Below are 25,153 nucleotides of genomic sequence, written 5' to 3' on the forward strand. Positions count from 1 at the left end.
ATTCGGCGTGCGTGGCATTTTTACTATGTGTTAGTTTAAGTGATTAAGTTGGGCTTGTTCATAAGTAATTGTGCGGATTGAATTAGCATTATGTGGCAGGTATGGAATTCGAATATAAGAAAGTAGAACCAAATCACAGAGATTTTCAGTCATTAATCGCTGAGCTGAATTCGTCACTTCGTCAGATTACTAATGACACAGGCGAAAGCTCTTTTGTATCCGACGCTTTTGACCCACCAAAAGATGGATGTATCGTGGTGTATCTAAATGATAGTGCTGTGGCATGTGGGGTATTTAGATATCATGAAAGTGAAGTTTGTGAACTTAAGCGGATGTACTCTAACAAAGCCGGTGCGGGCTCTTATTTATTGAAAAAACTCGAATGTTTTGCGATTGAAAAAGGCTATCGAAAAGCTGTTCTATCGACACGTAGAGTTAACTCAAAAGCGGTGTCCTTTTACTGTCGTCACTCTTACTCAGAATCCAGTGCGTATGGTAAATATGTCGGTGTAGATCGTTCAATTTGCTTCTCAAAAACGCTGGTCATATAACAACCAAACCTATTCTGTCTTAGTTTCACGGAGGAAACATGACAAGCGACCAACTATTGGAAAAAGCACTTTATAGCAGTGCCAGCATCCATCAACCTCACTCTTTAAAAGCCTATTTGGCAGCGAATCACCTTAATGATTATTTCGGCACAACAGACAATGTGTGGCTTAAAACGAGTGAGTTGATAGATAAAACTGAGATTGAAGTTTTAGGTGAGTACTCTGCAACGGTGCAGGCACCCAAGTTCTCAGATTTTCGTATTCAAAGGATATTGGATAATGGGGTATACCCAGCGTCGTATGCTGCATTAATACAGTGGCATGAGAATAAGGGCTTTCAAGATATCTTCTCGTATTACGTTTCGCAGGCTTCTAAAACAAGCGAATACCTTTCCCACAATGTGACTATCTTATTGGCGTTGAATCGCGTTTACCGTGAGTTAGAGCCGTCTCAAGTGCCAGCGTTCCTTAACCGCTTCACTGAATTTGTCACATCGACTCGTTCTGACGGCGACCGAAGCACTGACACAAACGAAGCCGTAGAGCTCAATAGCGTATTACAAGCATGCTTAAAACAGTTTGGTTTCTTTGGGCATAACTTAATTACGCTGACGTGGATAATGCGTTGTAAGGAAGAGCTGTCGAAAGAGCAATATGACGCAATGCTTTTTAATCTCTATCAACAGGCCAATAGCCCGTTGGAAGATCCTGACGATGAGATTGATCAAGCTATCTTAGCGCAGTGTCAAAGCTCAGATAATTCAGATGAGCTCTATGACAATGTTCACCGATTGGTTTTTGGGTATACGTCGAATCTACACCAGATAACGCTAGCGGATGCATTGTGTTTTCTTCACGAACAATTCCCTGAACATATTTCGGAGCTAAAGCACATTGCCGAGTATCAGTGTCGTCTGTTAGAAAAGTGAGTTTAATTAGGATGTTGCATTTAACTTATGCAACGTTATCAGGCTAGTTAGCGCAGAAGTACAACTTACACGCTAATCAGATCTCAAATTGAAAAAAAGAGCTACTCGATAATGCAGCTGTGCTCTTTACTTCTGAAAACCAGTCAGGTGTGAAATATAGCTCACATATTACGGCTCTCCCACGCAAAGGCGAACGTTTGCCTTTTGTTTCTCGGAATTTAATTGCAACAGTAAATGACACACAAACGTAGAGGTAGCGCACAGAAACGAAAAAGGGGATATCGCGATTACGTAATCATTGATCTAGCCGATAGTGAGATAGTGATAAGAGGTCGATAATTCGTTGTCGGATCTAAATTAGAACTTTAAATCTAATTTCTAAGTAGTTGTTATCTCAGGAAGAGTTTTTGTGCTATGCGCCCCTATATTAAATACATTATCCCTATTTTAATTCCTTTCATTATCCTCTTAATGCCGCTATCAGCGTTTCCATTTGAAGGCCTTACGATTATTCAACAACGCGTTATCGCGATCTTTTTATTAGCGGCATTGTGCTGGGTGTTCGAGCCTATCCCGATTTACGCGACGTCTGTTGTTATTATCGTTCTGCAATTATTGATGTTGTCGGATAAAGGGCTGATCTTTTTAAGGTTTGATCATGGGGAAGAACATTTTGGTGAGCTGTTAAAATACAGCGATATCATGGCGACATTCGCTAGCCCAATCATCATGCTGTTTTTAGGTGGTTTCTTCTTAGCAATGGCCGCCACTAAATATCGATTAGACGTAAACTTAGCTCGTGTGTTGTTGAAGCCATTTGGACAAGACCCAAAGTTTGTGATGCTCGGCTTAATGTTGATCACTGGTATCTTTTCGATGTTTATGTCTAACACGGCAACAACGGCAATGATGCTATCTATTTTAACGCCGGTACTGGCTGTGTTTGGTCCGAAAGACCCCGGTCGTGTAGCGTTTGCGCTTTGTATTCCTGTTGCCGCTAACATCGGTGGCATTGGTACCCCTATCGGTACCCCGCCGAATGCTATCGCACTTAAATATTTAGTTGGCGATAATCTCATTACGTTCGGTGAATGGATGGCATTTGGTGTGCCGTTTGTCGTTATTATGATGGCGTTAGCGTGGTTTTTAATCGGCTTTATGTACAAAGCTGACCAAAAGAAAATTGAGCTAAGCATCAAAGGTAAATTCCTTAAAACGCCTAAAGCCATTGCGGTATACGTCACTTTTGCGCTGACCATCATTCTTTGGTTAATGGGCTCAAGCCATGGCATGAACTCTTATACTGTCGCTCTTATTCCTGTCGCTGTGTTCTCACTCACAGGGATCATCAATAAAGAAGACCTGAAAAAGATTTCTTGGGACGTACTGTGGCTTGTATCAGGTGGTATTGCGCTTGGTTTAGCTCTCGATAAAACTGGCTTAGCAAGGCTCGTGGTACACAGCATTCCGTTTGATACTTACTCACCCTATGTGGTGTTGTTCGGAGCGGCGTTCTTGTGTTTGGTAATGGCAAACTTCATGTCTCATACCGCAACGGCTAACTTGTTAATGCCAATTATGGCTGCATTAGGTTCGTCTATGGCTTCACTCACGCCACTCGGTGGTGAGTTAACGTTAATTCTGGTTGTAACTTTTGCCGCTTCATTAGGTATGTCGCTGCCAATCAGTACGCCACCGAATGCGTTGGCTCATGCCACTGGCCATGTGCAAAGTAATCAAATGGCCAGAATCGGTATTATTTTGGGTGTGGTTGGTGTGCTATTGAGCTTTGTTATGGTGTGGCTGCTACATTCAATTGGTCACATAGGGTAACGATACGTGTATCAACAAAAGTTAGAAGCACTTATCGATCGCTATTTTAACCACACAGAACGTCGGGTGACGTGCTGTGCCGGTAACACCATTATTGAACAATCAGCGTTAAACACTCGTTTATATTATGTGTTGAGTGGGGAACTGGAAGGGTTTTATTCCGATGCGAATACACCGCAAGTGCGAGTGTTTAGCGCGGGTAGCGGGGCTTTTATAGGCGTTCATAGCTTCTTTTCAGGTAATTGGACTGCATCTTCAACGGTTGTTGCTAAAACCGATGTAGAGTTAGCGTGGATCGATAAAGACACGCCTGCAGAAGATGAACGTAAATTTGGTCCTCTTACCGCACAGTTCACACCTGTGATTGTCAATGAGTTGTCGCGTCGTCAACGCCGCGCAACACAGGAAGCGATCGCGAAACAAAAAGCGCTAGAGAAGTTACATACTGCTGAGCAAATGACGACCTTGGGTCAATTAGCTGCAGGGATTGCCCATGAGCTTAACAACGCTATTGGTGTAGTAAATAGTAAATCTGGCCGACTTGAAACGGTCATCATGGATCTACTTGAAGAAGTGCATCCAGAAGCCAGTCAATTTTTTGATTTTGGGTTAATGCATGGTCAGAAAACGTCGTCGTCAGAAGCGCGAACACGTGGGCGACAATTTGAAAGAAAATATGGTTTAGACAAAAACATTGCTCGCTCTCTTGCGAAGGCGATTCCAATTGACGCTTTATCTGCAACAGACGTTATTTCAAAACATTGGCTGAAAAACCCAGAAGAAGCGATTCGTTTTTGGCAGATGGGCTGTGATTTACATGATTTACGTTTGGCATCTAGACACACCGTTGGCATCGTAAAATCGGTTAAACAACTTGGCAGAGTTGATATTGACACCGAAGAAGCGGTTGATATTAACGACTCCATTAACCATGCCTTATCGTTGTTACAAAGTGAGTTACGTAGAGTATCTGTGCGATTGAGCCCAGCAGATTTGCCGACTTTTAAAGGCTCGAAAACAGAGCTCGTTCAGATCTGGGTCAACATTGTAAAGAATGCTTGTGATGCAATGTCGAATTCAGACGATGCTGCAATAGAAATTCAAACCAGACTAAGTAAGAAAAGAATATTAGTTACGATCACGAATAACGGCCCTGAGATAGACGAGGTGACTCGTAGAAAGGTATTTCAGCCCAACTTCACCACTAAAAAAGGTGGTTTGTCGTTTGGATTGGGCTTGGGTTTATCAATCGTTAAGCGGATTGTGGCGGGTTATGGCGGAAGTATCATTGTGAAAAGTGATGCTTCTAAAACTGTATTTAGAATCAAGTTACCAGTAGAGGGTGAACATGGAGAAGCTTAATTTAATCTGTGTCGATGACCAGAGAGAAGTACTTAGCGCAGTGGTACAAGATTTAGAGCCGCTGGCGAGTTGGCTGAATATTGAAGATTGTGAATCAGCGCAAGAAGTGCTTGATCTCATTGATGAACTTGATGCGGAAGGCGAACACATTACCGTCATCGTGTCTGATCATGTGATGCCAGGGAAAACGGGCGTGGAGTTACTCACTGACGTGTTCCATGACAGCCGCTTTCCGAATACAAAGAAAATTCTTCTTACGGGGCAGGCCACTCACACCGATACCATCAATGCGATTAATGCAGCAGGCATCGACCGTTACTTTGAAAAACCTTGGCAAGCAAGCACATTAGTTGAATGCATTCGCACTCTTGTCACTGAGTACATATTTGATCAAGGGCTTGATTACACGGACTATCAGAATGAGCTCGACCAGCAGGTTGTGTTGAGACGCTTACGCTAGTCTCTTATGTTAGCGTTACATTAGTCACTAATGTAAGTCGCTTGAAATTGTATGCACCGAAGGACGCTTTCTGAAGGATATTGTCTTTGAAAGATGTAACCTTTCGGTGCATATATTACCTATCTCTTTTAGTCGTTCAGGTTTTAGTACTTAGTTATTAACACACTGGTTGCTACCTTTAGTCTAAAACTCATACGCTACGCCAACGCCAACGGATGCATTGTGTTTTCTTTACGAACGATTCCATGAACATATTACAGAGCTAAAATGCGTCGCAGGGTATCAGTGTCGTCTGTTAGAACTGTGAGTTGGAAATATTAACAAGTGATTCCTAACGTGCGGTATTTGGAGTTCGAAGTCCGATCGGTAGTTACAAGGTAAAGGACTAGGTTTTTCAAGGCTTACTGCGTAATAATGCATTCGCCCACAAGTAGTGGTTTATAGTCAATAGGATTTTAAAATGAGTGAGATTGCTCGCTTTATATTGGGTGAAGCGCCAGATAAGTTTGGTCGTAATATTGAACAGTTGTTAGCTTATAATCACTTTTGGTTAGAGCACGACCATAAGTATATTCAAGTGTTTTTCCCAATCGATGAAGGGACTAAGTTTAATCAACATGCGCCGTTGGTGACTCAAGAAGATGAGGCGCTTTTTGCTAGCTCAGAAGCGCTTCGCACAGCTCATCTACAAGTGCTGGACCTGATGCTCGAGTTTTGGGGAATGCAGCGAGATGGAAGTAAGATATCGTCACTGTTGCCACTTAGCCCTGCGAATCACGTATGGTTGAAGAATCATGACCATAACCAGCTTCGACTAACGCGAGCTATTCGCAGTTTATATTTGTTAGGTAATGAAGAGGTCGCAACTCGGTTATGTGACTTTCTAGTATCAGCGGCGAGCGAGACAGGCTCGGTGTCGGAGAAAACCGTTCAGTATTGGCGCAATGCCTTGGAAGGTTAGTTTTTCTGTGCAGAGTTTTCGGCACTGCACATCATTGATTCTCAATGCGCGGCATTTTTGTACGATACCGCTTTCTCTATATTCAACATTTGAATGCAATTTGTGGAATATATCAAAATTAATTAAATTGATAGTAAGTTATTACTTTTCATTATGTTAGGGTTCTTTTCTTAAGGTCAGCGGATTAGGAAGAGGCTAATGAAAAAGGGATTTGTGATAGCGATATCAATCGGTTTTGTTGTCTTCTTCCTTGTTGGTCGTGAGCTCCAGTGGTTCGGGTCCAGTAATTCTGAGTCGTTTCCTAAACTTCCTGATAGTCCCCAATTTGTGACTTCTACTGATTTCGACGGTGAGTGGCTAGGCCGCCGTATTAACACCACTGGCAATAATATGTGTGAACGGACAACCATCACCGGAACCATTCGTGAGGGTAAAGCCACGCTAAGGCTCACCTACAACGGAACACCATTAGAAGGTTGGGTGACAGAAAGCGGCGACTTACGGTTATATGCCAAACATCGCCAGTGGGATTATCGCTTTTCAGCAACTGGCAGCGGTAAGAGATTTGATGGTCGGTGGCACTTAACCAATGGCCCGTGCCAAGGGAGTTGGTTTATAGAAAAGCTGGGCGACAATCTTGGCGTTGACGAATAAAGGACAATTTTCATGACATCCAACATTTGGCACTTTCGATACGCATTTGCAGAAGGTTATTACGTTAGGGAACTCTGCCTTTTACCGTTCTCAATTAAAGTTGGTCTACGTTGATGGGTTAGCCGAACAAGATACATATGCAGCACTCTAATATCATGTGTTATGACAAGTTTTTGAGAGATTAAATATTATTGTTTATCGTAAACGCATGAGAGTATATTCGTTATTAAAGTCATTGCTGTTTGAATTTTATGTACTGATTTTATTTAATTAAAAATATATCAGTAATGATATTTTTGGATTTTTAATATTGTTATTTCTATCAGTTTTCAGGATTTTTAGCATCTATCAATCAAAACGAAACTGAGTTGTTTGTTAATAAACCTGCGAAAGTTTGCGTAATGTTGTATACCTCCAATGAATTAAGGTGAAAGTTATATAACCTCTTGTTATTTATAAAGTAAGTCAGGTAATATTAGTGACTTAAGAGCGGAGCAGAAAGCTTAGGATGAGAAATCAGACGCCGTCTGCTTAATAACCGTTATACGCCATAGCATTCTATCAAATAAAAGGAATCAGCATGTTTAAAGGGTTTAGTCTAGTCCTGTCAGTTTTCATTTGTACATTTGCACAAGCTAATACTTCCGTTGAGTTTGAAACTGCACAAAAATTGTTGACGGCGATGGACGTTGATAAACAAATGTTAGGTGGTTTCGACGCAATGTTGCCAATCGTTAATCAGATAGCGGGTAAGCTTGAGCTTAATTCTCAAGAAACTGACCAACTAAAAGATCTTTATAAAGATTGGTTTGAAAATGATATTGATAGAGTAAAAATGCGTGTCGAAATTGCAAAGCTCTATTCTAATCAATTTACCGTTACGGAAATGAACCAAATAATAGAGTTTTACGACACGCCAATTGGGAAAAAGCTGATACAAAAATCGCCAGAGTTAGCAAAGCTTGGAGCGCAAATTGGCATGACAGAAGCTCAAGATAAGCAACAACAATTACTTGAAAGAATCACTCCTTTCATAAAGGAGCATAGTGCTAAGTAACTGGTGATCTACTATCACGTTAGTTTTCGTTGAACAACTAAGATGTTCACATCTTCATCATGCTGTATTACCGAGAGAAATCATGGACAGTCGTATCTAATTAAATTTTATTAAATACTTATTTTCAGAGTTACTGTTTATTATTGCACTAGGTCTTGTCTATTGGATATCAGACGGTGATCGTTCATCGCTACTAACCATAGGGCTGATAATTTGTGTTCCTCCACTAATAAAAATTCTAATGTTGTGGTGGAAGCTTCGCGATAGCTCATTTGAAATCACGAACGGTCATGTACGTTTAAATGGAGTTGCTTGTGATGTGACTTTACAGCGCAGCTTTCTTCCGTTTGAAATTGGCTCTTTCATCAAACTTTCATACACGAAAGGTGCAATGCAGAAACACAATATTTACCTTTCTAAAGGCGCAATGAACAAAGAAGAATGGACCCGTATGTTAGCGTGTCGAACATAGTTTCACGGCTTTAGTTTGTGTTGTGCGTCAGTTTGTATTTCGGATTTGGTTGGTGTGCTAGTATCGCCTTTTTTGCACCGAGCTAGTATATGACTAACGACCATTTCCAAGGTAAATACGAAGTAGAGCTTAAGTATCGCCTCGATTCTAAATCAGAACTCTTGAAAACTTTGAGTCTTATTCCCCATGAAGTGATGCTCCAAGATAATCTTGAGTGCGATTGGTATTTCGATAGCCCAGACAGAAGCTTACAAGCTCAAAACAAAAGTTTGTGCATTCGGACTATGGAGCCATCGGGCATTAAGCTATGGATTGTAAAAGGCCCAGAGTCTGACCGGTGCGAAGCGACAAATATCACCGATGCGTCGAATGCCAAGAGTATGCTTGAGAACTTGGGTTACGAAGTGATTCTAAAAGCGCAGAAGACACGCAGTATCTACTTCGTGGGCGAATTTCATATTACTGTCGACTCACTAAAGGGTATCGGTGATTTTGCAGAGTTCGCTATCATGACGGATGATGAGTCTAAGTTATCGGTTTATAAAGATGAGTTGGAGTTATTAGCCAGTCGGTTTGGGCTGACTCAATCAGCACTACAAACTCAATCTTATAAGCAGATGTTCGAGGAAATGAACGCATAGCACAGCGATTAAGCGTTAGGGAGAGTTATGGACACCATTATCAAACAAGCCATCGAATTGCGCAAAGAGGCCAAGTATCAAGAGTCACGAGATTTGCTGGCGACACTACTCGATGATGAAAATTATGTTGCGAAAGCGCACTTGCAGATAGCTTGGTCTTACGACAATCAAGGCAAAGAACAACAGGCGATTGAGCACTATGTATTGTCTCTGTCTGGCGTACTGTCTTCAGTAGAGCGTTTTGATGCGCTTTTCGGGTTGGCGAGTACTTATCGAAGCCTAGGCCTTTATGCAGAGGCTTTAAGCTATTTCGAACAGACGATGGCAGAGTACCCTGGTTCCCTTGAAGTTCAGCCTTTCTACGCGATGTGTTTGTATAATTTGGGTCGCCATAAAGAGGCAACGTCTCTGTTGCTTGAATTGTTGGTTTCTACGACCAATAGCGAGCCGATCAAAGAGTACCAACGAGCGATCTCTTTGTATGCTCAAGACTTGGATAAAACTTGGTAAGCGAGAGCTGTGATTAACACGCTTCACTTAATACGAGAAAAGCCTAAGCATCATTCGATACTTAGGCTTCAAGATTTAGCTTTTCTATTCAGATCAGCCGTTACGCTGAAAGCTCTTTACGAACGATCTCTGCGCCAGCGCTGAGTGCATTCAGCTTAGCTGAGGCAATGTCGCGAGGTAGGGGAGCCATACCGCAGTTGGTGCAAGGGTAGAGCTTGTCTGCATCAACATACTTAAGTGTTTCTCTCAGAGTGCTAGCCACTTCTTCTGGTGTTTCAATCGAATCGGTTGCCACATCGATCGCACCAACCATTACTTTCTTACCGCGAACAAGTTCAAGCAGTTCAAGTGGCACATGAGAGTTGTGGCACTCTAACGAGATGATATCGATATTTGATTGCTGCAGCATAGGGAAGACTTCTTCATATTGGCGCCACTCAGTGCCTAATGTCTTCTTCCAATCTGTGTTTGCTTTGATGCCGTAGCCATAGCAAATGTGTACTGCGGTTTCGCATTTAAGCCCTTCAATGGCCCTTTCTAAACAAGCGATACCCCAATCATTCACTTCATCAAAGAACACGTTAAATGCAGGCTCATCGAACTGAATAATATCAACGCCTGCGGCTTCAAGTTCTTTGGCTTCTTCGTTGAGGATCTTTGCAAATTCCCACGCCAGTTTTTCACGGCTTTGGTAATGCGCATCGTAAAGTGTATCAATCATGGTCATAGGCCCCGGCAAAGCCCATTTGATCGGTTGGTCTGTTTGCTGGCGTAAGAATTTAGCATCTTCAACAAACACCGATTTCTGACGAGAAACTGGGCCAACAACCGTCGGTACACTTGCATCGTAGCGGTCGCGGATTTTAACGGTTTCACGCTTCTCGAAATCGACACCATTAAGGTGTTCAATGAAGGTGGTCACAAAGTGTTGGCGGGTTTGTTCGCCATCACTCACGATATCGATGCCGGCTTGCTGTTGCTCATGCAGAGACACACGCAGCGCATCCTGTTTGCCATCGGTTAACTCGTCGCCTTCCAGTTTCCATGGAGACCAAAGTGTTTCTGGTTGTGCTAGCCAAGACGGCTTAGGCAAGCTGCCTGCTGTTGAAGTCGGTAATAGTGTTTTCATGATAATTCTGCCTGTCCTTAGATTCCCAAAGTGGATCGTATGTTTCCTAATGCGCGTAAAATAGAACGATTACAGCGCGTAGTTGGCAGACCAGTTGTCTAGTACCGACTGATATGGCTTAATGAAGTTTTCTTCTGCGAACTTACCTTGTTCAACAGCTAGTTTGCTTCGTTCTTCTCGGTCATACACGATTTGGGTCAGTGAGTGATCCAAGTTTTTCAAGTTTGGTTGGTAGCAGTTTCCCGCAACCGCGTTCGCGTTGTAGATCTCAGGGCGGTAGATCTTCTGGAAAGTACCCATGGTACTGATGGTGCTGATAAGCTCTAGATTAGAGTAATCGTTCAGTAGATCACCAAAGAAATAGAAAGCCAGAGGGGCAACACTGTTCGGCGGCATGAAATAACGAACCTGTAAGCCCATCTTCTTGAAATATTGTTCAGTTAAAGAAGACTCGTTAGGTTGGTATTCAAAGCCTAATACAGGGTGTTGGTTTTCAGTACGGTAATAAGTTTTATTATCTGAAACACTCAAACAAATAACAGGTGGTTTCTTAAAGTTCTCTTTGTACGCTTGAGAGTTAACGAAATATTTAAACAGCTTGCCGTGTAAATCACCAAAATCGGCTGGAATACTGAATTTATCTTGGTCTTTATTATGATCTAATAGTAATACACTGAAGTCATAATCACGAACATAAGACGAGAAGTTATTTCCGATAATACCTTCAATGCGCTCATTCGTTTTGTGGTCCAGAATGTTGGTTTTCAGTACTTCAATTGAAGGGAATGCTTCGCCGTTGCTTTCAATGTCCATATCAACAGAAATGATTTCAAGCTCTACAGAGTAGCGGTCGCCCTTCGGGTTGTCCCAGTGTGCTAAAGCATTGAAACTGTTGTCAATCATCTGTAGTGCATTACGTAAGTTCGCTTGACGACTGTCGCCGCGAGCCAAGTTAGCAAAGTTGGTTGTGATACGCGTGCTGTCTGCAGGCTGGTAGTTTTCGTCGAGGCTAATGCTCTTAATCGTAAAGTTAAATTCATTATTCATGTTGATCTGGTATCCCAATTCGTTGTCTGATTCTCTCGGTCTTTAATATTTAAATGCTTTATTTTTGCGTGTGACCGGATTAAGAATCGAGGCTGTCTTCACTAAAAGTGTCGTATAAATTTATTTGCTTAAGGTTTTTATACGTGGATAGGTTGACCATTAACAATGGTATTACTTCACATTCATCATGAGGAATATTCATGATCTATATGTTTGAATATTCAAGTCGGTGTCAGTTATATTAATTAGCTTGATGGAAATATAACCACATTAATAGTGTGTTATTTAAGATAATTAATTTAATTAAGAGATGGATGAAATGAGTGAATTGCTGTTGTTGATTTTCTACTGTGCGTTACTAGGCAGTGGTGTTGGGTTTCTAGCCGGGTTGTTAGGTATTGGCGGAGGGCTGATCATTGTTCCTGTGTTAAGCAGCATTTTACTGTATTTAGAAGTTCTACCGTCTGACCAAGTTGTTGTCGCTGCGATCGCTACCTCGTTGGCATCGATACTGTTCACTTCCACTTCTTCTGCACTCGCTCACCACAAGAATGGAAATGTGCCTTGGGATTTGGCGCCTTGGATCATGTTGGGTGTTGCTCTGGGTGCATTGGTTAGTGGCTTTATGGCGGCTCTTTTACCAGAAAAAGTCGTTCGTATTGTGTTTGCTGTGAGCGTGGTTCTTATCGCGATTAAGATGTTCTTAAGCAGCAAAAATGACGCGCCTAAAGAGCGAAAGCTACCGAATAAAGGTGTATTAACGGTTCTGACAACCATTACTGGCGGTTTGTCGGCAATGATCGGGATTGGTGGCGGCGCGTTACTCGTTCCTTTGCTCACGTTCTTTTCGGTCGATATGAAAAAGGCGATTGGCTGTGCGTCTGCGTGTGGCATTGTTATCGCGCTATTCGGCTCTATCGGTTACATAACCTCGGGCAGTAGCCACTTTGCTCTAACTGATGGCTTTGCAGGCTTTGTTTATCTGCCTGCGTTATTGGGTATCGTGTGTACGTCTTGGTTCACGGCTCCTTTAGGCGCAAAAGCGACAAACCATTTACCCGTTCCAACCATCAAGAAGATCTTCTCAGTACTGTTGGTTGTTATCGCGGCAAGCATGGTGGCTCGTTAATGATGGTTAGTGACCTTCATCCGTTCGTAAATAAGAACACTTGATGATGCGTACATAACCGAACAAGGAGCAGTCATCAGGCTGCTCTTTTTGTTTGCCTGTCTACATTTATACGATTATGTCTATGAGTCTGTTGACAAAATCTTGTTGTTTAACCGGATTCACTGCTATAGCTAAATGTACTTGTTCAATTCAAGGGAATGCTAAAAGTGAGTGATTTATGGATCCGTTAACGCAGGGTGTACTAGGCGCTTCTTTGTCACAATCGGCGAGTAAAAAACAACATTTGGTGGTCGCTGGGATTCTAGGTTTGCTCTCTGGAATGGCGCCAGATTTAGATGCGTTTATTCAATCGGAGAGTGATCCTTTACTCGCATTGGAGTTCCATCGACAGTTTACCCATTCACTTCTATTTATTCCCATTGGCAGCTTGATTTGCGCTCTGGTTTTGTACCCTTTGATTGCAAAAAGGCGTGGTCTCTCGTTTAAACAGAGTTGGCTGTATTGCGCGTTAGGTTATGGCACACATGCTTTACTCGATTCTTGTACTACGTATGGCACTCAACTGTTCTGGCCGCTCACCAACGAACGTTACGCTTGGAATACCATTTCGATCATCGATCCTGTCTATTCACTGCCCATCTTAATATTGCTTGCGTTTGCAACATGGAAGCGAACTCCTTGGTTGGCTCGCATTGCGTTTCTATGGGCTTTGACTTATCCGACGTTAGGCATGATTCAGAGGGATAGGGCAGAAGCGATAGGATGGCAATTAGCACAAGAACGCCAACATACGCCTATTCGCTTAGAGGCTAAACCGAGTTTTGCGAATATCTTAGTGTGGAAAGTGGTGTACGAAACCGAATCTAGATACTACGTAGATGCTGTTCGAGTCGGCACTTCTGTTAAAACCTATCCTGGAGACTCTATTGCTAAACTGAATGTGAGTCAGGGTTTCCCCTGGCTTGATCCTAATTCCCAACAAGCCAAAGACATTGAACGTTTCCGTTGGTTCTCGAATGGTTATATTGCACAGGATCCAACGGATGAGCTGCGTGTTATCGATGTTCGATATTCTATTGTTCCAAACCAACTCAAAGCGCTTTGGAGCATCAAATTGTCTCAATCTGTCGATGCAGACACACACATAAAGTACGAAACCCACAGGGACAACACGCCAGAATCCAGACAGATCTTTTTTAATATGTTGAAAGGCGATTAATGGTTAGAGGTCTTGAAAGCAAAAAGGTTGAGTCAGTGATCTGCTCAGCCTTTTCTTGTGCTGTCTAACCGAGAATTATAGGTAACGACTTCTCAAATGATCTTTGAAGTATTGAGCATTGAGCATTGAGTGTTTCACCTGTCGAGCCTTTAACCAAATCATCAGTAGTTAGTAGGCTGCCTCTGATCCAAATGTTCGACTCAAACTAAGTGAATCGCCGAATGATTAGAGAGCGAGCCTAGAAACTAAAGTTATGAAAAATAATAAATAAGTTAAGGCTATTATGCCTATGGGTAAGTATTTCATACATCCTCCTCTTGTTGTCACTGGTGTTATCTCATTGAGTGACGACATAAGATATGAATTAGAGAAATGCATTATGGGTGGTTCTTAATTGGCAAATTTGAATTTCTCTAATTCATCGTATCTATGTTTTTCGACAGCAATAATGACCCCAGTTAGCCAATCGCGGCTTTGAAATTCACCTCTGGAGTTATTATGAAATTAAAACCACTACGCACAGTTGTTCCTGCATTATTGTTAGGTTTATCAAGCTCGGCTGCCTTCGCTAAAATGACACTGACAGAACGTATTATTCCAACCCCTACAGGTATTTCCGCCGAACTGGCTCAGATAATTGAACACCGGGAAGTCACTCCGCCACTTCCGGTTCCATCTACAGCGAAAGAGTGGCTCGCCCTGCAAGCAGTATTTGATACTCCAGGTATGGAGATAGCGCAGGAAGCCCTCGAACGTTTAGAGGTGACATATGAAGCTAAGCAGTTTGCGGGGGTGGATACTTTCTTTGTTACACCGAAGAACATTGCCCCCGAATACAAAGATAAATGGCTAGTACATATTCATGGGGGAGCATTTGTATTTGGTGGAGGAGAGTCTGCGTTGCGAGAAGCTATATGGGTGGCTAACGGGTTAGGGGCGCAAGTGATTTCGGTTGATTATCGCCAGCCGCCACTGCATCCATTTCCTGCTGCTATTAACGATGTTGCAGCAGTATGGGAAGAGCTGATTAAAACTCAAAAAGCGGAATCTACCGCGTTGTTTGGCTCATCAGCAGGCGGGAATTTAACGCTTGCCACGACACTTAAGCTACAGGAGCTCGATTTACCTATGCCTGGTGCACTGTTTGTTGGAACGCCAGCGGTCGACCTAAAGGAGACCTCAGACTCCTGGCATACTTTAAAAGGACTTGATGCGCTTGGCCAGAGAGAGGGTTTGATTCAAGGTACGTTTGACTTATATGCAGGAGGCGAGCCTCTAGACTCACCGCTGTTATCGCCAATTTATGCTCAAATTGAAGAGTTTCCGCCAACGATTTTTGTCTCCGGGACACGGGATTTATTGCTAAGCGATACTGTACGCATGCACCGTTTGTTGCGTAGCGCTGATATTGAATCAGAGCTTCATATTTATGACGGCCAGTCACATGGTGATTATATGAATGGCATTTTGAGTGATATGCCAGAATCCGATGATGCCTTAAAAGAACTCGGGCAATTCTTCAACACTCATATAAATTAGTTTTTAATGCACAGGGACGTGGCTTCTTTATTTAGGAGACAGTTATGACTCATCTATTTTCTTCATTGTTTACATGTGTATTGACATTATTGCGCGCTAACCATCATTACTCTCAGCATCAGTCACTCTGGGAGCATGGGGATTCTTCATCTCTTTGGCTCTCTCCAATATATGATGAAAAGAAAGGTAAGCAACGGTCACAGGTAAATGGGAACCTATCGAGAGGTAGTGAAAACTGTGTTTAGTAATGTGCCCCGTTTAGTACTTATTATGTGTTTGGCATGGGTTAATTCTCATGTATTGGCTAATGACTCTCTCGAACTTGCTGATACTTCTAGCCCAAGCCAGACATTGGCGAGCTTTATGACCGCATCTGATGTGCTAATAGATCACTGGAGAAGTGAACAGTTACACCTACCGGCAGCTCAACACGCATATTTACAAGTGATGCGTACCATGGATCTCTCTTTATTGCCTAACCGTAGTCGAACAGTGGTTGTAATGGAAAGGATTCTCTTACTGAGAGAAATCATCGATCGTTTAGACAGCGAAATACACACTAGAACTCCAGACGCGCTGCAAGTGAGTAAAGATGACCTGATCCATTGGCGTCTTGCCAATACTGACATCGTATTATCCAAACAAATGTCGGGAGATAATGTTGAGCAGTTTCTATTTAGTTCCGGAACGGTTCAGAGTTTACCTCGTTGGTACAGAACCGTAGCTGCTGTTGATTATCAAGTCGAAAACCGCACTGATTATTATCAAGAATTTGTGCTTACTCCTGGTCCTTTGTTTTCCAAAGACTTGATTCAATCATTACCTCCTCCTTTCAAGAAACTGTATGGTCCATTACCTTTATGGCAATGGTTAGTGTTAACCTGGGTGCTCACCTTGTGTTCAGCTCTTGTTAAGTTAAGTTTTTTATTAGGTGTTCGATGGAACTCCCGTTGGGAAAATTATGGGCGAAAGTGGCGTATAGGACGTCTTATTTCATTAGTTTGTACGGTGATACTTTTGCTATTAGCTAGGAGGGTGATAGATGAAGGGGTCTGGATAACAGGTACAACTTATCAGTTCTTTTCGACGCTGTTTTTATTGGCACAGTTTTTCTATGTTTCTTGGTTGATCATGGCCATATTTAACTACTTTGCTGATATTTATGTATTCAATAAATATCAAGGTAAGCATGTAGACTCATCATTGATTACTGTGTTAGCACGTATTTTTGGTGGCTTAACCATTGTTATTCTGGGTATTTATGTTATCGAATTTATGGGTTTTTCAATAACCCCTATTTTGACTGGCTTAGGGGTTGGTGGTTTGGCTGTCGCGTTAGCAATTAGGCCAGTACTAGAAAACGTGATAAATGGCCTCACTCTGTACGCAGATGGTGGCGTTAAAATTGGAGAGTTCTGTCGTTATGGCAATAACAACTTAGGAACGATTGAAAGTATCGGTTTACGTTCCACACGTATTCGTACACTTGAACGTTCGTTAATCACTATACCAAATTCAGAGTTTGCTAATATGGAAATTGATAATCTTGAGCGACGGGACAAACGTAGAATGGACCATCTATTAAGGTTGCGTCCAGAGGCAACGTTGGAACAGTTACGTGTGCTCATTGTCCATATACGTAGGTTACTGTTGCAACACCCTATGATCGATGAAGATCCTGTGCGAGTCAGATTGATGGGGATTGGCGAGTATTCAATCAACATTAATATGATGGCTTATATCAAGTGTTGTGACCATGAAGAGTTTATGGCTGTGCAAGAGGATATTCTGTTTGCTGCATTAGCCTATGTCGAACAAGTAGGTGCAACTATTGCACATTCCACTCAGTACCAACTGGTGGATAAACGCAATGAAGGTGCTTTGGAGCAGAAGGAAAAAGCCGCTCAAGTGGTTGCAGGGTGGCATGAAGCTCAAGCCTTCCCATTCCCTGATTTTGCTTACGAATACAAATACGAAATTCGAGACACTATCATGTATCCAGCTAAAACTTCGGCAGTACACCGAAGCTCTAGCGGTTAATCAAACCAGTAGCTCGTACTTTGTGCGAGTTACTATACTTCCGGTTGAATGACTTTATCAAAATAGTGCTGTAGTGTTTGGTGAATGAGTTGATTCAATGGGAAGCCTCGCTTGGATTGCAAGTAGCCGCCATTGATCTGTAGTTGGCGCATTTCTTTCGGAAGTAATGGCAGCGGATAACAACTTAACTCCGTTTCATTTTCTGTCATAAAACTACTGCCGAATGAGAAGGCGTCAGAATTCTTTAACTTGTTTAGCAGTACTCTTACACTGTGTGTAGATAATACAATCCTCGCTTTATAGCCTTTAGCTAAATACAAATCTTCGATTGGCGCTCTTTTTGAATTCACACCATCCACCAGGATTCGCGTGATGGGTAAGTGGTGTATATCTTCCCATTCACTAGATTGGCTGAGCTCTGGGTGGTTCTTACGCGCGATGAGACTGAGCTTTATTTCTTTTAGTTTGTGTTGATATATTTCTTGCGGAAGCGGAAATACTGAAAAATGCAGCATGTAATCAATTTGGCTATTGAGCATTTCGGCAAGTGTTTGTTCTTGCCAATAGATCATTTTGAAGTTCGCATTTGGTAAAACTTTTCTCAGAGCTGAAAATATTCCCTCTCCATATTGGTCAAGCAAAAAAATATTCATTGCTATAGTGATGTCGCCAGTAAAACTTTCTGGTTCAAAATTCTTATAAGACTCAATGACTTTAGCCAATGGAATAAACATTTCCTCAGCGGCCTCAGCTAATTTTTCTGCTAACTCTGAAGGTTCTACACCGTGTGCTTTTCTAATGAAAAGCTGATCGCCAAACGTATCTCTAAGCTTTGCCATACCGCGGCTGACACTGGTTTGAGAGATACCGAGCTTATCTGCGGCAAGGTGGGTATTGCGCGTTTCAACAACCGCTTGTAAAAGCTTCAGTAGGTTTAGATCTAAATCGCGTAGTTCTCTCATAAACCGTCCTTGGTTAATTTAGAAGTGGTGGTAAAACTTAGCCATTGCTAGGTTAGGCTTATATGTAGATTAAGTGAAATGTAATAATATTCAACTAGATATTGCCTCGTTTAGAGGCAATAGCACATTAGAGTAAAAAGGATTGAGCGAGGTACAGCACACTAAAAAAAGCGGCGGCATCCGTAAATGTAGTTAGGAGAGGGCTAGATAGCATCGCAGGGTCGAGATTCAGACGTTTAAGAATCAGCGGTAGCGTTCCTCCTGTGATCACTGCTAGCGTTGAAGAAAAAAGGTACGCGACACTAACTAATATAGGTAATGCGAGATGTTCTTCGCCGTAAGTCAAAAATGAGAGTAGAGCGAGAACTGAGCCAATCACCGCGCCATTTATAATGCCGATAGGTAGCTCTTTTACGATCACGAACAACACATCTTTTGGTGACAAGTTCCCGACAGAGAGCTCTCGAATCGAAACGGCAACTGCTTGATTTCCAGCTGCACCGGATAAGTTCGCAACTAAAGGTAGTATTGCTGCTAACAGCGCAAATTGTTCAATTACGGGCTCGAATTGAGCAATGATTGATACCGCTGCGTAGCTTAATAGAACAGAAGGTAGCAAAAATGCTAGCCGGCGTAGATTACGTTTCGCGGTCGGCATGGTGCGAAACTCATCCCCGCCAAATACACCAGCTTGTTCAAGAAGCTGCTGTTTTGATTGACGAAACAGCGCCTCATTCAATTGTCTAAATCCCACAACACCAATTTGGAACCCTGAGTTATCGATTACAGGAAGGACTGGGTGTGTTGTCGTATCTAGTGCACTTTTTAGTGAATTCAAATCCCACTCAGCCGGTACCGCCAGTAGTGAGGAGTTGAGGTGCTCTTTTAGTTTCCCACCGAAAGGTAACCCAAATAAGTCTTTGAGCCTGATTGCTCCCAGATAATTACCATCTCGATCCTGCAGGTATACGTAACGCCACTCTTGATAGTTATAGCTAGAGTCATCATCGGAAATAAGGTGGCTGAGCTCGGCAACCGTTGTGTCTGAATCAACCTTCAACATTTCATTGTTGCAAATACCTCCTACGGTGTCTGATTCATAATTAAGCGCTGCTTTTTCTTCTTTTTGCCAAGCGTTGGGTAAGGACGTATTTAGCTGTGTTGACCGCTCCAATGGAAGCTGATTGAGTAACATACGGCGGTCCGGCGATTGGAGTAAAGGGAAAACTTCTTGGAGGTTCTGGATTGGCAGTTTTTCTGCTAAGTAACGTAATTGAGAGCTACTTAAGTGATCAATTAAGTTAGCCGCTAGTTCAGGATCTATTTGAGAGAGTAGCGACCAAGCGTGAACTCTTTGATCATCATCTAGTCTCCTTAATGCATTGGAGATCGCTGGTGTATATGCGTGGAGCAAGGTTTCGCGTAAGAGCTTGTCTTCCTCCGTTTCAAGGCTAGTGAGTATTGACTCGTAAAGGTGTTCGGACTCTGTTGAGTGTGACGCTTTTGAATGTAAACGTGTCGTTAATAAAGTCATGGGGCCTCAGCATTATTCTTGGTAGTGATGATTAGGATCGTTCAAAAGACTCTGGTTAGATGACCAGAGTCTTCAAGTCATAGGCTTAATCGAACATTAAGATGATATAGGCCAAGAATAAGACTAAGTGTGTGGCGCCGTTGAGCGGGTTGGTTCGGCCACTACTGAAACTGACACTCGTCATCAGCAAGGTCGTAATTAACAAGACCATTTCGGCAGGTGCTAGACCGAGGTGAATCGGTTCATTCATGACACTTGATATCATCAGTACCGCAGGCACAGTCAATGCAATTGTTGCCAAGACAGAACCAAAGAAGAGGTTCATCGCGCGCTGAAGTTGATTGGTAAGAGCTGCTTTGACTGCGCCAACCGCTTCAGGAGCCAGAATGATCAACGCGACAATTAAACCGCCTAATGCGACGGGGGCACCCATGGTAGAAATACCATCATTAATCGGCAGTGCGAGGCTTTTTGCCAGTAGAATTACCACAATCAAGTAACCAATTAGCATCAAGCTGTGGAATAAATTACTTTGCAATGGCTCATGATGGTCGTGGTGATCTTCGTGAACCGAGTTAATAAAGTAGTCAGTATGGCTACGAGTTTGAATGAACAAAAAGACCGCATATAAAGCAACAGAAGCGAAGACTAAAATCCACATTAAGCTTGATGACATATTTCCTAAAGCGTCTACGCTCGCAAAGTTGGGTAGCACTAAGCACAGCATCGCGAGTGGAATAATGGCGACTAAGTAAGCTTTGATTCCATGAAGGTTATAAGTTTGAGTGTGATACTTTAGGCCGCCAATCAGTAAAGTGATACCGACAAACCCATTGAGTACAGCCATGATCACAGCAAACATGGTATCGCGTGCGAGCACAGGGTTTGAATCACCAGTAAGCATGATTGATGAGACCATAATGACTTCAAGCAATACCACAGAAAGCGTCAATATGAGTGTCCCATATGGGTCACCAAGCTTTATAGCGAGTGCGTCAGAGTGACGGACAACAGCAAAAATAGCAGTCATGACGACATAGAAAAGTAAGGCGGTGAGCAGTATATAGGACATGGATGATAAACCGCTCATGAGTAGGTTATCGCCAACTAGTTTGAAAAATAGTATAGCGATAGCACCTGTGAGAAGTACATGTTCTTGTTTAAGTAGTTTGAGCATGATGACCCTTTTTAGTGGTCCTAATTGCTCGTCATAATCCTTTAACGAGAAAGCGAGGATAAATTTAAGTAACTGATTCCAATCCAGTCTTTTATGTGCGTAGCAGCAAAGCTAAGCAGTATTCAAAGCACCGATGAGAGGTGTTCATCTGTGAAACGAAAGCGAGAAAGAGTCACAGGTAGGTGGTGGCATTCTTTCTCTGATTCATCGGAGGGGAACAAATTAGAAACGGTAATTCAAACCAACAGACATCAAAAATTCGGTGCTTTGGTAGAAATCGATATTCGATGTGTTTAGGGTTGCGCCACCAAATGATGTCACGCTCCAGTTCTCCCAGTTAGGGATATCGTTGTATTCATAAGCCACGAATACTCGGTGGAAATAGTCAGCGCGCTCTTGATTAAATAGCGGGTTAACTGATTCAAAATCGCGATAACCATGGCTACTCGTGACAGCAAAATGATGATCATTTAAATTGGCAAAATAGGTGGCTTCAATTTTGTATTGATTATATGAAGCCGCAGAACCTTCAGCGTTATGATCGGTATAACTGAATGCAGTAATTAGTCCTGAGCGATGGTTTAGCATCGACAGGTATTGCCCTTTTAAAAAATAGGTATCATGATCTCTCGCTAACTCTTGATAAGCGACTCCTTCATTATCAAGTTCTGAGGTCGCATAGCCTAAATCGAAAGAAACTCCGGTATTGGCAATATTCGATAGCTTTAGACGATAGGCATCGCCTTCAACGTCGGTTGTTATTCTTTGTGTACCTTCTAGGTAGGGGTTGTCCCAAACTTCGCCGGAAACAATTGTCGGAAGGTAAGCTATGTCTATTTGCGTTCCATCTGGTAAGTCACGTTGGTATCCAACCTCAAAGGCGAGAGTACCGACGGCAAGATCGTCACGAGACGTACCTGCATAAACTCGGTGGGTGTCTTGAGTATCTAGCGCCAAGTTTAAGTTTCCAAGAGGCGCTGCAAAGATCTCGTTTGTGTGAGACACATTATTATTTAGGCCCTTTAACATTCTGTCGCCGTTGGGATTTAGATTTGAGTTAGAGGTGGCAAACCCCGTATTCACTGAGAACTCACCACTAACTCGACTTGAGTCGAAAGCTTGTGCTGCAAGGGGTAGTGTCGATAGTAGCGAAATAAAAGGTAGGCTTATCTTTTTCATAACATAGCTCTCCGCATGATTAATTAAATGTGTGATTCGTTGGTTGAATTATTTGATGGAGTGGATAGTAAGTTTGTGTATGCGAGGAGGCGACGGTTTAGAGAAATTCATATATGAATTGAAACGATATGCAAAATTGAATTTCTTTAATTCCTCCTTGATTTAGTCCAGATATGGATAATGGACAGTACGTAAACAGTTATGAGAGAAGGAATATGGATCAACATTTGATTCTAAATAACCGGCGTTATCGAATCTGCGATTTGGGCGAAGGGGAGTGTACGTTAATGATCACTGCGGTGAGCTATTTAGACTCATTAACGGATTTCTATTTGCCACGCTGCAATAAGCGATTGATTGTGTTGGATATGTCGGAGTCATGGCCTTTGAATACAGATGTTGTTAATCAAATTGAAGCGGTGCAACTTATTGATGACATTTGTTTACTACTGGATATTTATTGGCTAGAAGACGTAGAAATTGTATTAGAATCGCCGATACAAGATATGGTTCCATCTATTATTAAGTCTTTGGAAGGGCGCATAACTAGGGGAATATACCAAGCCAAGTAAGTTAGTGTCGGGCGTTATGTTTGAACTGTGTTGAAGAGGCTAGATTGCTGACTGGTCATGATAAATATATTGTACTAATCATTAAGTAGCGAGCCAGCAACTTATCGTTAATGCGCTGCTGGCTATTATAGTTAGCCTTTAGATAACTACTTCTCAAATGATCTTTGAATTATTGAGCATTGAGCATTCAAAGTTTCACCCGTTGCGCCTTTTCCCTGAAATCCGAGATAAACCTTTTTTCAATAATCTAGCGTGTAAAAGTATTTACCAGATCGATGTTGCATTGCTTTGCATCACATATATTAATAAAGCTGATGGTGCTTACATTTATAAATGTGATGTATGTCTCTATTCATCTTTTGATTACTTTCTAAGCTTAGTTGGTTTTTTATCTGATTAAACAGAAGGTTATATGATAAATAGAATAATAAATCTAAGTGGCATTGCATTACTTTGTTCAGCGAGTGCGCATGCGCAAATGCAAAATGGAAGTTTCGAAAGTTGGGAAGGAAATGTACCATCTGGATGGAGTGTGATTGACTCCGGCATTGCAGTTTCACCCTCTAGCGTTCCTGTAAATAACGGCAGTTTCTCTGCGCAAGTAACAGTGAATACAGGCACTCAAAGTAATACCGATTTTCTGCAAACGATACGTGTTGAACAAGGGAAAACTTATGATTTCTCTGTCGATGTTTACCACACGGAAGGTAACGTGAAAGCTCGCCTTTTTGTTGATGGCTATTTAGGCTACTCGAATAATGGTTTAACGAATCAGTGGCAAGCATTGACTCACTCGTACAGCGCTACTAGCACTAAAGATATCGTTGTGGGCATACGATTTTATGATGATGCAGGTTTTGATGGTTCGGAAGTGGTGTATTTAGATAACTTTCAGCCGACGGAGACTCCACCAACACAAAGCTGCAATGATACAAGTGCCGCACTCACGCTAGTGACGGATAACTATGGTTCTGAAACCAGTTGGTCTCTCAAAAACTCAGTTTCTCAAACTCTTTATTCTGGTTCAGACTATAAAAATAACACCATCAATGAAGTGGAAATGTGTTTAGCGGATGGTCGCTACATCCTAGAAGTCTCAGACTCTTATGGAGATGGAATGTGCTGCAGTGGGGGAAATGGTTCATACAGTTTGTCGGTAAACGGAACCGTTGTGGCGTCTGGTGGTGATTTCCAAGCAAGTCAGAGTACAGAATTTACGATTGGTGGTTCAACTACACCACCAACTGAACCACCAGTGTTAGGTGAGTATTACAAAGACGCTGAAGGCAAAGTGGGCTTTGCGTTAAAAACGGCCTTATATCAAATTATTGATAATCATAGTAGTCAGGGTTACACCGCTATTTGGACGTTGGTGTCTGAGGCTGACCTAGACGCATACTATGACACTGATGGGTCGATTCTCGATATGTATTCGGAGAAACCTTCAGGCTCAGATTCAATCCAATTTACTAAGGTGGCCGATCAATGTGGTCAATACAGAAAAGAAGGTGATTGCTACAACCGTGAGCACTCATTCCCGAAAAGCTGGTTTGGTGGAAAAGTCGAGCCAATGAACTCTGACGGTCACCATCTATTTGCCACTGACGGCTACGTTAACTCGAAACGTAGTAATTGGCCATTTGGTGAGGTGAGTAGCGCGACATACACATCAAGCAATGGTTCTAAGTTAGGCAGTGCAGCGAACTCTCTTGGTTATGTAGGTACGGTGTTTGAGCCAATTGATGAGTTTAAAGGTGATTTCGCAAGAGCATATTTCTACATGGCAACACGCTATGAAAATGAAATCGCTAATTGGGAAGGGAACTCTACAAGCTCTGATGCCGTTCTGGATGGAACCAATACAACCGTTTTTGAACCTTGGCTACTTACTATGCTAAAGCGTTGGCATTCTGAAGATCCAGTAAGCCAAAAAGAAATTGACCGAAATAAGGCGGTATATGATTTTCAAGGGAATCGTAATCCGTTTATTGACCATCCAGAGTTTGTAAGTCAAATCTGGGGGAATTAATCGGAATATAACCACCATGACAATGGCTTCATGATTATTGAATTGAGCCCAATCCTTTGTTTGGGCTTTTTTATTGAGAGGCATTAGAGAGCATGATTTTAAATATTTGAAAAAGCATATTGTCTGAAGACCCGTATACTTGTCAGTGATCTACACCATCAAAC

Annotated in this window: 23 protein-coding genes and 1 pseudogene; 17 read left to right on the forward strand and 7 right to left on the reverse strand. The window is 42.2% G+C overall.

Features of this window, described 5'->3' with window-relative positions; genetic code table 11:
- The first annotated feature begins 101 nt into the window (after positions 1-101).
- From CWO27_RS15120 to CWO27_RS15170, 11 genes are all read left to right on the forward strand, one after another.
- Entirely contained in the window at positions 102-551 is a 450-nt protein-coding gene (locus tag CWO27_RS15120) for a GNAT family N-acetyltransferase (RefSeq protein WP_102448240.1), read from the forward strand.
- 38 nt (positions 552-589) lie between these two features.
- Complete coding sequence (locus CWO27_RS15125; RefSeq protein ID WP_107899177.1) at positions 590-1,480, forward strand: hypothetical protein; 891 nt, start codon at positions 590-592, stop codon at positions 1,478-1,480.
- A gap of 414 nt (positions 1,481-1,894) precedes the next feature.
- Positions 1,895-3,313: an SLC13 family permease gene (locus CWO27_RS15130; RefSeq protein WP_107899178.1), complete on the forward strand. Its 1,419-nt coding sequence runs from the start codon at positions 1,895-1,897 to the stop codon at positions 3,311-3,313.
- Positions 3,314-3,319: 6 nt separating this feature from the next.
- Positions 3,320-4,675 (forward strand): ATP-binding protein, encoded by a 1,356-nt coding sequence (locus CWO27_RS15135; RefSeq protein WP_107899179.1) that lies wholly within the window; start codon positions 3,320-3,322, stop codon positions 4,673-4,675.
- The gene (locus CWO27_RS15140) at positions 4,662-5,135 is read left to right on the forward strand and encodes a response regulator (RefSeq protein ID WP_010438444.1); all 474 of its coding nucleotides are present in this window, start codon (positions 4,662-4,664) and stop codon (positions 5,133-5,135) included. Before CWO27_RS15135 ends, CWO27_RS15140 begins: the two co-directional genes overlap by 14 nt.
- Before the next feature lie 460 nt (positions 5,136-5,595).
- Positions 5,596-6,096 (forward strand): opioid growth factor receptor-related protein, encoded by a 501-nt coding sequence (locus CWO27_RS15145; RefSeq protein WP_107899180.1) that lies wholly within the window; start codon positions 5,596-5,598, stop codon positions 6,094-6,096.
- A gap of 198 nt (positions 6,097-6,294) precedes the next feature.
- The gene (locus tag CWO27_RS15150; protein WP_107899181.1) at positions 6,295-6,750 is read left to right on the forward strand and encodes a hypothetical protein; all 456 of its coding nucleotides are present in this window, start codon (positions 6,295-6,297) and stop codon (positions 6,748-6,750) included.
- Between the two features lie 580 nt (positions 6,751-7,330).
- Positions 7,331-7,807 carry a DUF2059 domain-containing protein gene (locus CWO27_RS15155; RefSeq protein ID WP_053085782.1) on the forward strand — a complete coding sequence of 159 codons (477 nt, stop codon included), beginning with the start codon at positions 7,331-7,333 and terminating at the stop codon, positions 7,805-7,807.
- 109 nt (positions 7,808-7,916) lie between these two features.
- On the forward strand, positions 7,917-8,279 hold the full coding sequence (locus CWO27_RS23775) for a hypothetical protein (RefSeq protein ID WP_240698872.1): 363 nt from the start codon (positions 7,917-7,919) through the stop codon (positions 8,277-8,279).
- An 89-nt stretch (positions 8,280-8,368) separates the two neighbouring features.
- Positions 8,369-8,920, forward strand: coding sequence for a class IV adenylate cyclase (gene cyaB / locus CWO27_RS15165; protein WP_102433360.1), 552 nt, complete (start codon positions 8,369-8,371; stop codon positions 8,918-8,920).
- A 27-nt stretch (positions 8,921-8,947) separates the two neighbouring features.
- Positions 8,948-9,430, forward strand: a complete 483-nt coding sequence (locus tag CWO27_RS15170; protein WP_107899182.1) for a tetratricopeptide repeat protein — start codon at positions 8,948-8,950, stop codon at positions 9,428-9,430.
- A gap of 100 nt (positions 9,431-9,530) precedes the next feature.
- Here CWO27_RS15170 and CWO27_RS15175 read toward each other — a convergent pair whose 3' ends face one another.
- Both CWO27_RS15175 and CWO27_RS15180 read right to left on the reverse strand, forming a co-directional pair.
- Positions 9,531-10,559 (reverse strand): methionine synthase, encoded by a 1,029-nt coding sequence (locus tag CWO27_RS15175; RefSeq protein ID WP_107899183.1) that lies wholly within the window; start codon positions 10,557-10,559, stop codon positions 9,531-9,533.
- Between the two features lie 69 nt (positions 10,560-10,628).
- A complete protein-coding gene (locus tag CWO27_RS15180) occupies positions 10,629-11,606 on the reverse strand; it encodes a DUF1852 domain-containing protein (RefSeq protein ID WP_107899184.1) in 978 nt (325 codons plus the stop codon).
- 319 nt (positions 11,607-11,925) lie between these two features.
- On the opposite strand from CWO27_RS15180, the gene CWO27_RS15185 reads away from it, so the two are divergent.
- Together CWO27_RS15185 and CWO27_RS15190 are read left to right on the forward strand one after the other, a co-directional pair.
- Complete coding sequence (locus CWO27_RS15185) at positions 11,926-12,735, forward strand: sulfite exporter TauE/SafE family protein (RefSeq protein ID WP_107899203.1); 810 nt, start codon at positions 11,926-11,928, stop codon at positions 12,733-12,735.
- A 220-nt stretch (positions 12,736-12,955) separates the two neighbouring features.
- Positions 12,956-13,957 (forward strand): metal-dependent hydrolase, encoded by a 1,002-nt coding sequence (locus tag CWO27_RS15190; RefSeq protein ID WP_107899185.1) that lies wholly within the window; start codon positions 12,956-12,958, stop codon positions 13,955-13,957.
- Between the two features lie 75 nt (positions 13,958-14,032).
- Here the strand turns inward: CWO27_RS15190 and CWO27_RS23990 are convergent.
- Positions 14,033-14,159, reverse strand: a pseudogene (locus CWO27_RS23990) (carboxypeptidase); the annotation flags it as partial.
- Between the two features lie 296 nt (positions 14,160-14,455).
- Here CWO27_RS23990 and CWO27_RS15195 point away from each other — a divergent pair.
- Entirely contained in the window at positions 14,456-15,496 is a 1,041-nt protein-coding gene (locus CWO27_RS15195) for an alpha/beta hydrolase (RefSeq protein ID WP_107899186.1), read from the forward strand.
- A 363-nt stretch (positions 15,497-15,859) separates the two neighbouring features.
- Positions 15,860-17,536, forward strand: a complete 1,677-nt coding sequence (locus CWO27_RS15200; protein WP_240699568.1) for a mechanosensitive ion channel family protein — start codon at positions 15,860-15,862, stop codon at positions 17,534-17,536.
- Positions 17,537-17,568: 32 nt separating this feature from the next.
- Here CWO27_RS15200 and CWO27_RS15205 read toward each other — a convergent pair whose 3' ends face one another.
- The 4 genes from CWO27_RS15205 to CWO27_RS15220 form a co-directional block, all read right to left on the reverse strand.
- Positions 17,569-18,498 (reverse strand): LysR family transcriptional regulator, encoded by a 930-nt coding sequence (locus tag CWO27_RS15205; RefSeq protein ID WP_107899187.1) that lies wholly within the window; start codon positions 18,496-18,498, stop codon positions 17,569-17,571.
- A 127-nt stretch (positions 18,499-18,625) separates the two neighbouring features.
- Positions 18,626-20,032 carry a magnesium transporter gene (locus CWO27_RS15210; RefSeq protein WP_107899188.1) on the reverse strand — a complete coding sequence of 469 codons (1,407 nt, stop codon included), beginning with the start codon at positions 20,030-20,032 and terminating at the stop codon, positions 18,626-18,628.
- 85 nt (positions 20,033-20,117) lie between these two features.
- The gene (locus tag CWO27_RS15215) at positions 20,118-21,209 is read right to left on the reverse strand and encodes a calcium:proton antiporter (protein ID WP_107899189.1); all 1,092 of its coding nucleotides are present in this window, start codon (positions 21,207-21,209) and stop codon (positions 20,118-20,120) included.
- Between the two features lie 222 nt (positions 21,210-21,431).
- The gene (locus CWO27_RS15220; RefSeq protein WP_107899190.1) at positions 21,432-22,388 is read right to left on the reverse strand and encodes a DUF2860 family protein; all 957 of its coding nucleotides are present in this window, start codon (positions 22,386-22,388) and stop codon (positions 21,432-21,434) included.
- 215 nt (positions 22,389-22,603) lie between these two features.
- Here CWO27_RS15220 and CWO27_RS15225 point away from each other — a divergent pair, with 215 nt between their 5' ends.
- Together CWO27_RS15225 and CWO27_RS15235 are read left to right on the forward strand one after the other, a co-directional pair.
- Positions 22,604-22,960: a hypothetical protein gene (locus CWO27_RS15225; protein ID WP_102433350.1), complete on the forward strand. Its 357-nt coding sequence runs from the start codon at positions 22,604-22,606 to the stop codon at positions 22,958-22,960.
- Positions 22,961-23,372: 412 nt separating this feature from the next.
- Positions 23,373-24,989, forward strand: a complete 1,617-nt coding sequence (locus CWO27_RS15235; protein ID WP_107899192.1) for an endonuclease — start codon at positions 23,373-23,375, stop codon at positions 24,987-24,989.
- Positions 24,990-25,153: the final 164 nt, after the last annotated feature.

It is taken from the genome of Vibrio sp. 10N.286.51.C3 (assembly GCF_003050065.1).
In the GTDB taxonomy this organism is placed as follows: domain Bacteria; phylum Pseudomonadota; class Gammaproteobacteria; order Enterobacterales; family Vibrionaceae; genus Vibrio; species Vibrio crassostreae.

Excerpts from the sequence above, each read along its gene's own strand:
- CWO27_RS15120 (WP_102448240.1), top strand. The coding sequence starts at position 102 with ATGGAATTCGAATATAAGAAAGTAGAACCAAATCACAGAGATTTTCAG.
- CWO27_RS15125 (WP_107899177.1), top strand. The coding sequence starts at position 590 with ATGACAAGCGACCAACTATTGGAAAAAGCACTTTATAGCAGTGCCAGC.
- CWO27_RS15130 (WP_107899178.1), top strand. The coding sequence starts at position 1,895 with ATGCGCCCCTATATTAAATACATTATCCCTATTTTAATTCCTTTCATT.
- CWO27_RS15140 (WP_010438444.1), top strand. The coding sequence starts at position 4,662 with ATGGAGAAGCTTAATTTAATCTGTGTCGATGACCAGAGAGAAGTACTT.
- CWO27_RS15145 (WP_107899180.1), top strand. The coding sequence starts at position 5,596 with ATGAGTGAGATTGCTCGCTTTATATTGGGTGAAGCGCCAGATAAGTTT.
- CWO27_RS15150 (WP_107899181.1), top strand. The coding sequence starts at position 6,295 with ATGAAAAAGGGATTTGTGATAGCGATATCAATCGGTTTTGTTGTCTTC.
- CWO27_RS15155 (WP_053085782.1), top strand. The coding sequence starts at position 7,331 with ATGTTTAAAGGGTTTAGTCTAGTCCTGTCAGTTTTCATTTGTACATTT.
- cyaB (WP_102433360.1), top strand. The coding sequence starts at position 8,369 with ATGACTAACGACCATTTCCAAGGTAAATACGAAGTAGAGCTTAAGTAT.
- CWO27_RS15170 (WP_107899182.1), top strand. The coding sequence starts at position 8,948 with ATGGACACCATTATCAAACAAGCCATCGAATTGCGCAAAGAGGCCAAG.
- CWO27_RS15175 (WP_107899183.1), bottom strand. The coding sequence starts at position 10,559 with ATGAAAACACTATTACCGACTTCAACAGCAGGCAGCTTGCCTAAGCCG.
- CWO27_RS15180 (WP_107899184.1), bottom strand. The coding sequence starts at position 11,606 with ATGAATAATGAATTTAACTTTACGATTAAGAGCATTAGCCTCGACGAA.
- CWO27_RS15185 (WP_107899203.1), top strand. The coding sequence starts at position 11,926 with ATGAGTGAATTGCTGTTGTTGATTTTCTACTGTGCGTTACTAGGCAGT.
- CWO27_RS15190 (WP_107899185.1), top strand. The coding sequence starts at position 12,956 with ATGGATCCGTTAACGCAGGGTGTACTAGGCGCTTCTTTGTCACAATCG.
- CWO27_RS15195 (WP_107899186.1), top strand. The coding sequence starts at position 14,456 with ATGAAATTAAAACCACTACGCACAGTTGTTCCTGCATTATTGTTAGGT.
- CWO27_RS15200 (WP_240699568.1), top strand. The coding sequence starts at position 15,860 with ATGACCGCATCTGATGTGCTAATAGATCACTGGAGAAGTGAACAGTTA.
- CWO27_RS15205 (WP_107899187.1), bottom strand. The coding sequence starts at position 18,498 with ATGAGAGAACTACGCGATTTAGATCTAAACCTACTGAAGCTTTTACAA.
- CWO27_RS15210 (WP_107899188.1), bottom strand. The coding sequence starts at position 20,032 with ATGACTTTATTAACGACACGTTTACATTCAAAAGCGTCACACTCAACA.
- CWO27_RS15215 (WP_107899189.1), bottom strand. The coding sequence starts at position 21,209 with ATGCTCAAACTACTTAAACAAGAACATGTACTTCTCACAGGTGCTATC.
- CWO27_RS15220 (WP_107899190.1), bottom strand. The coding sequence starts at position 22,388 with ATGAAAAAGATAAGCCTACCTTTTATTTCGCTACTATCGACACTACCC.
- CWO27_RS15225 (WP_102433350.1), top strand. The coding sequence starts at position 22,604 with ATGGATCAACATTTGATTCTAAATAACCGGCGTTATCGAATCTGCGAT.
- CWO27_RS15235 (WP_107899192.1), top strand. The coding sequence starts at position 23,373 with ATGATAAATAGAATAATAAATCTAAGTGGCATTGCATTACTTTGTTCA.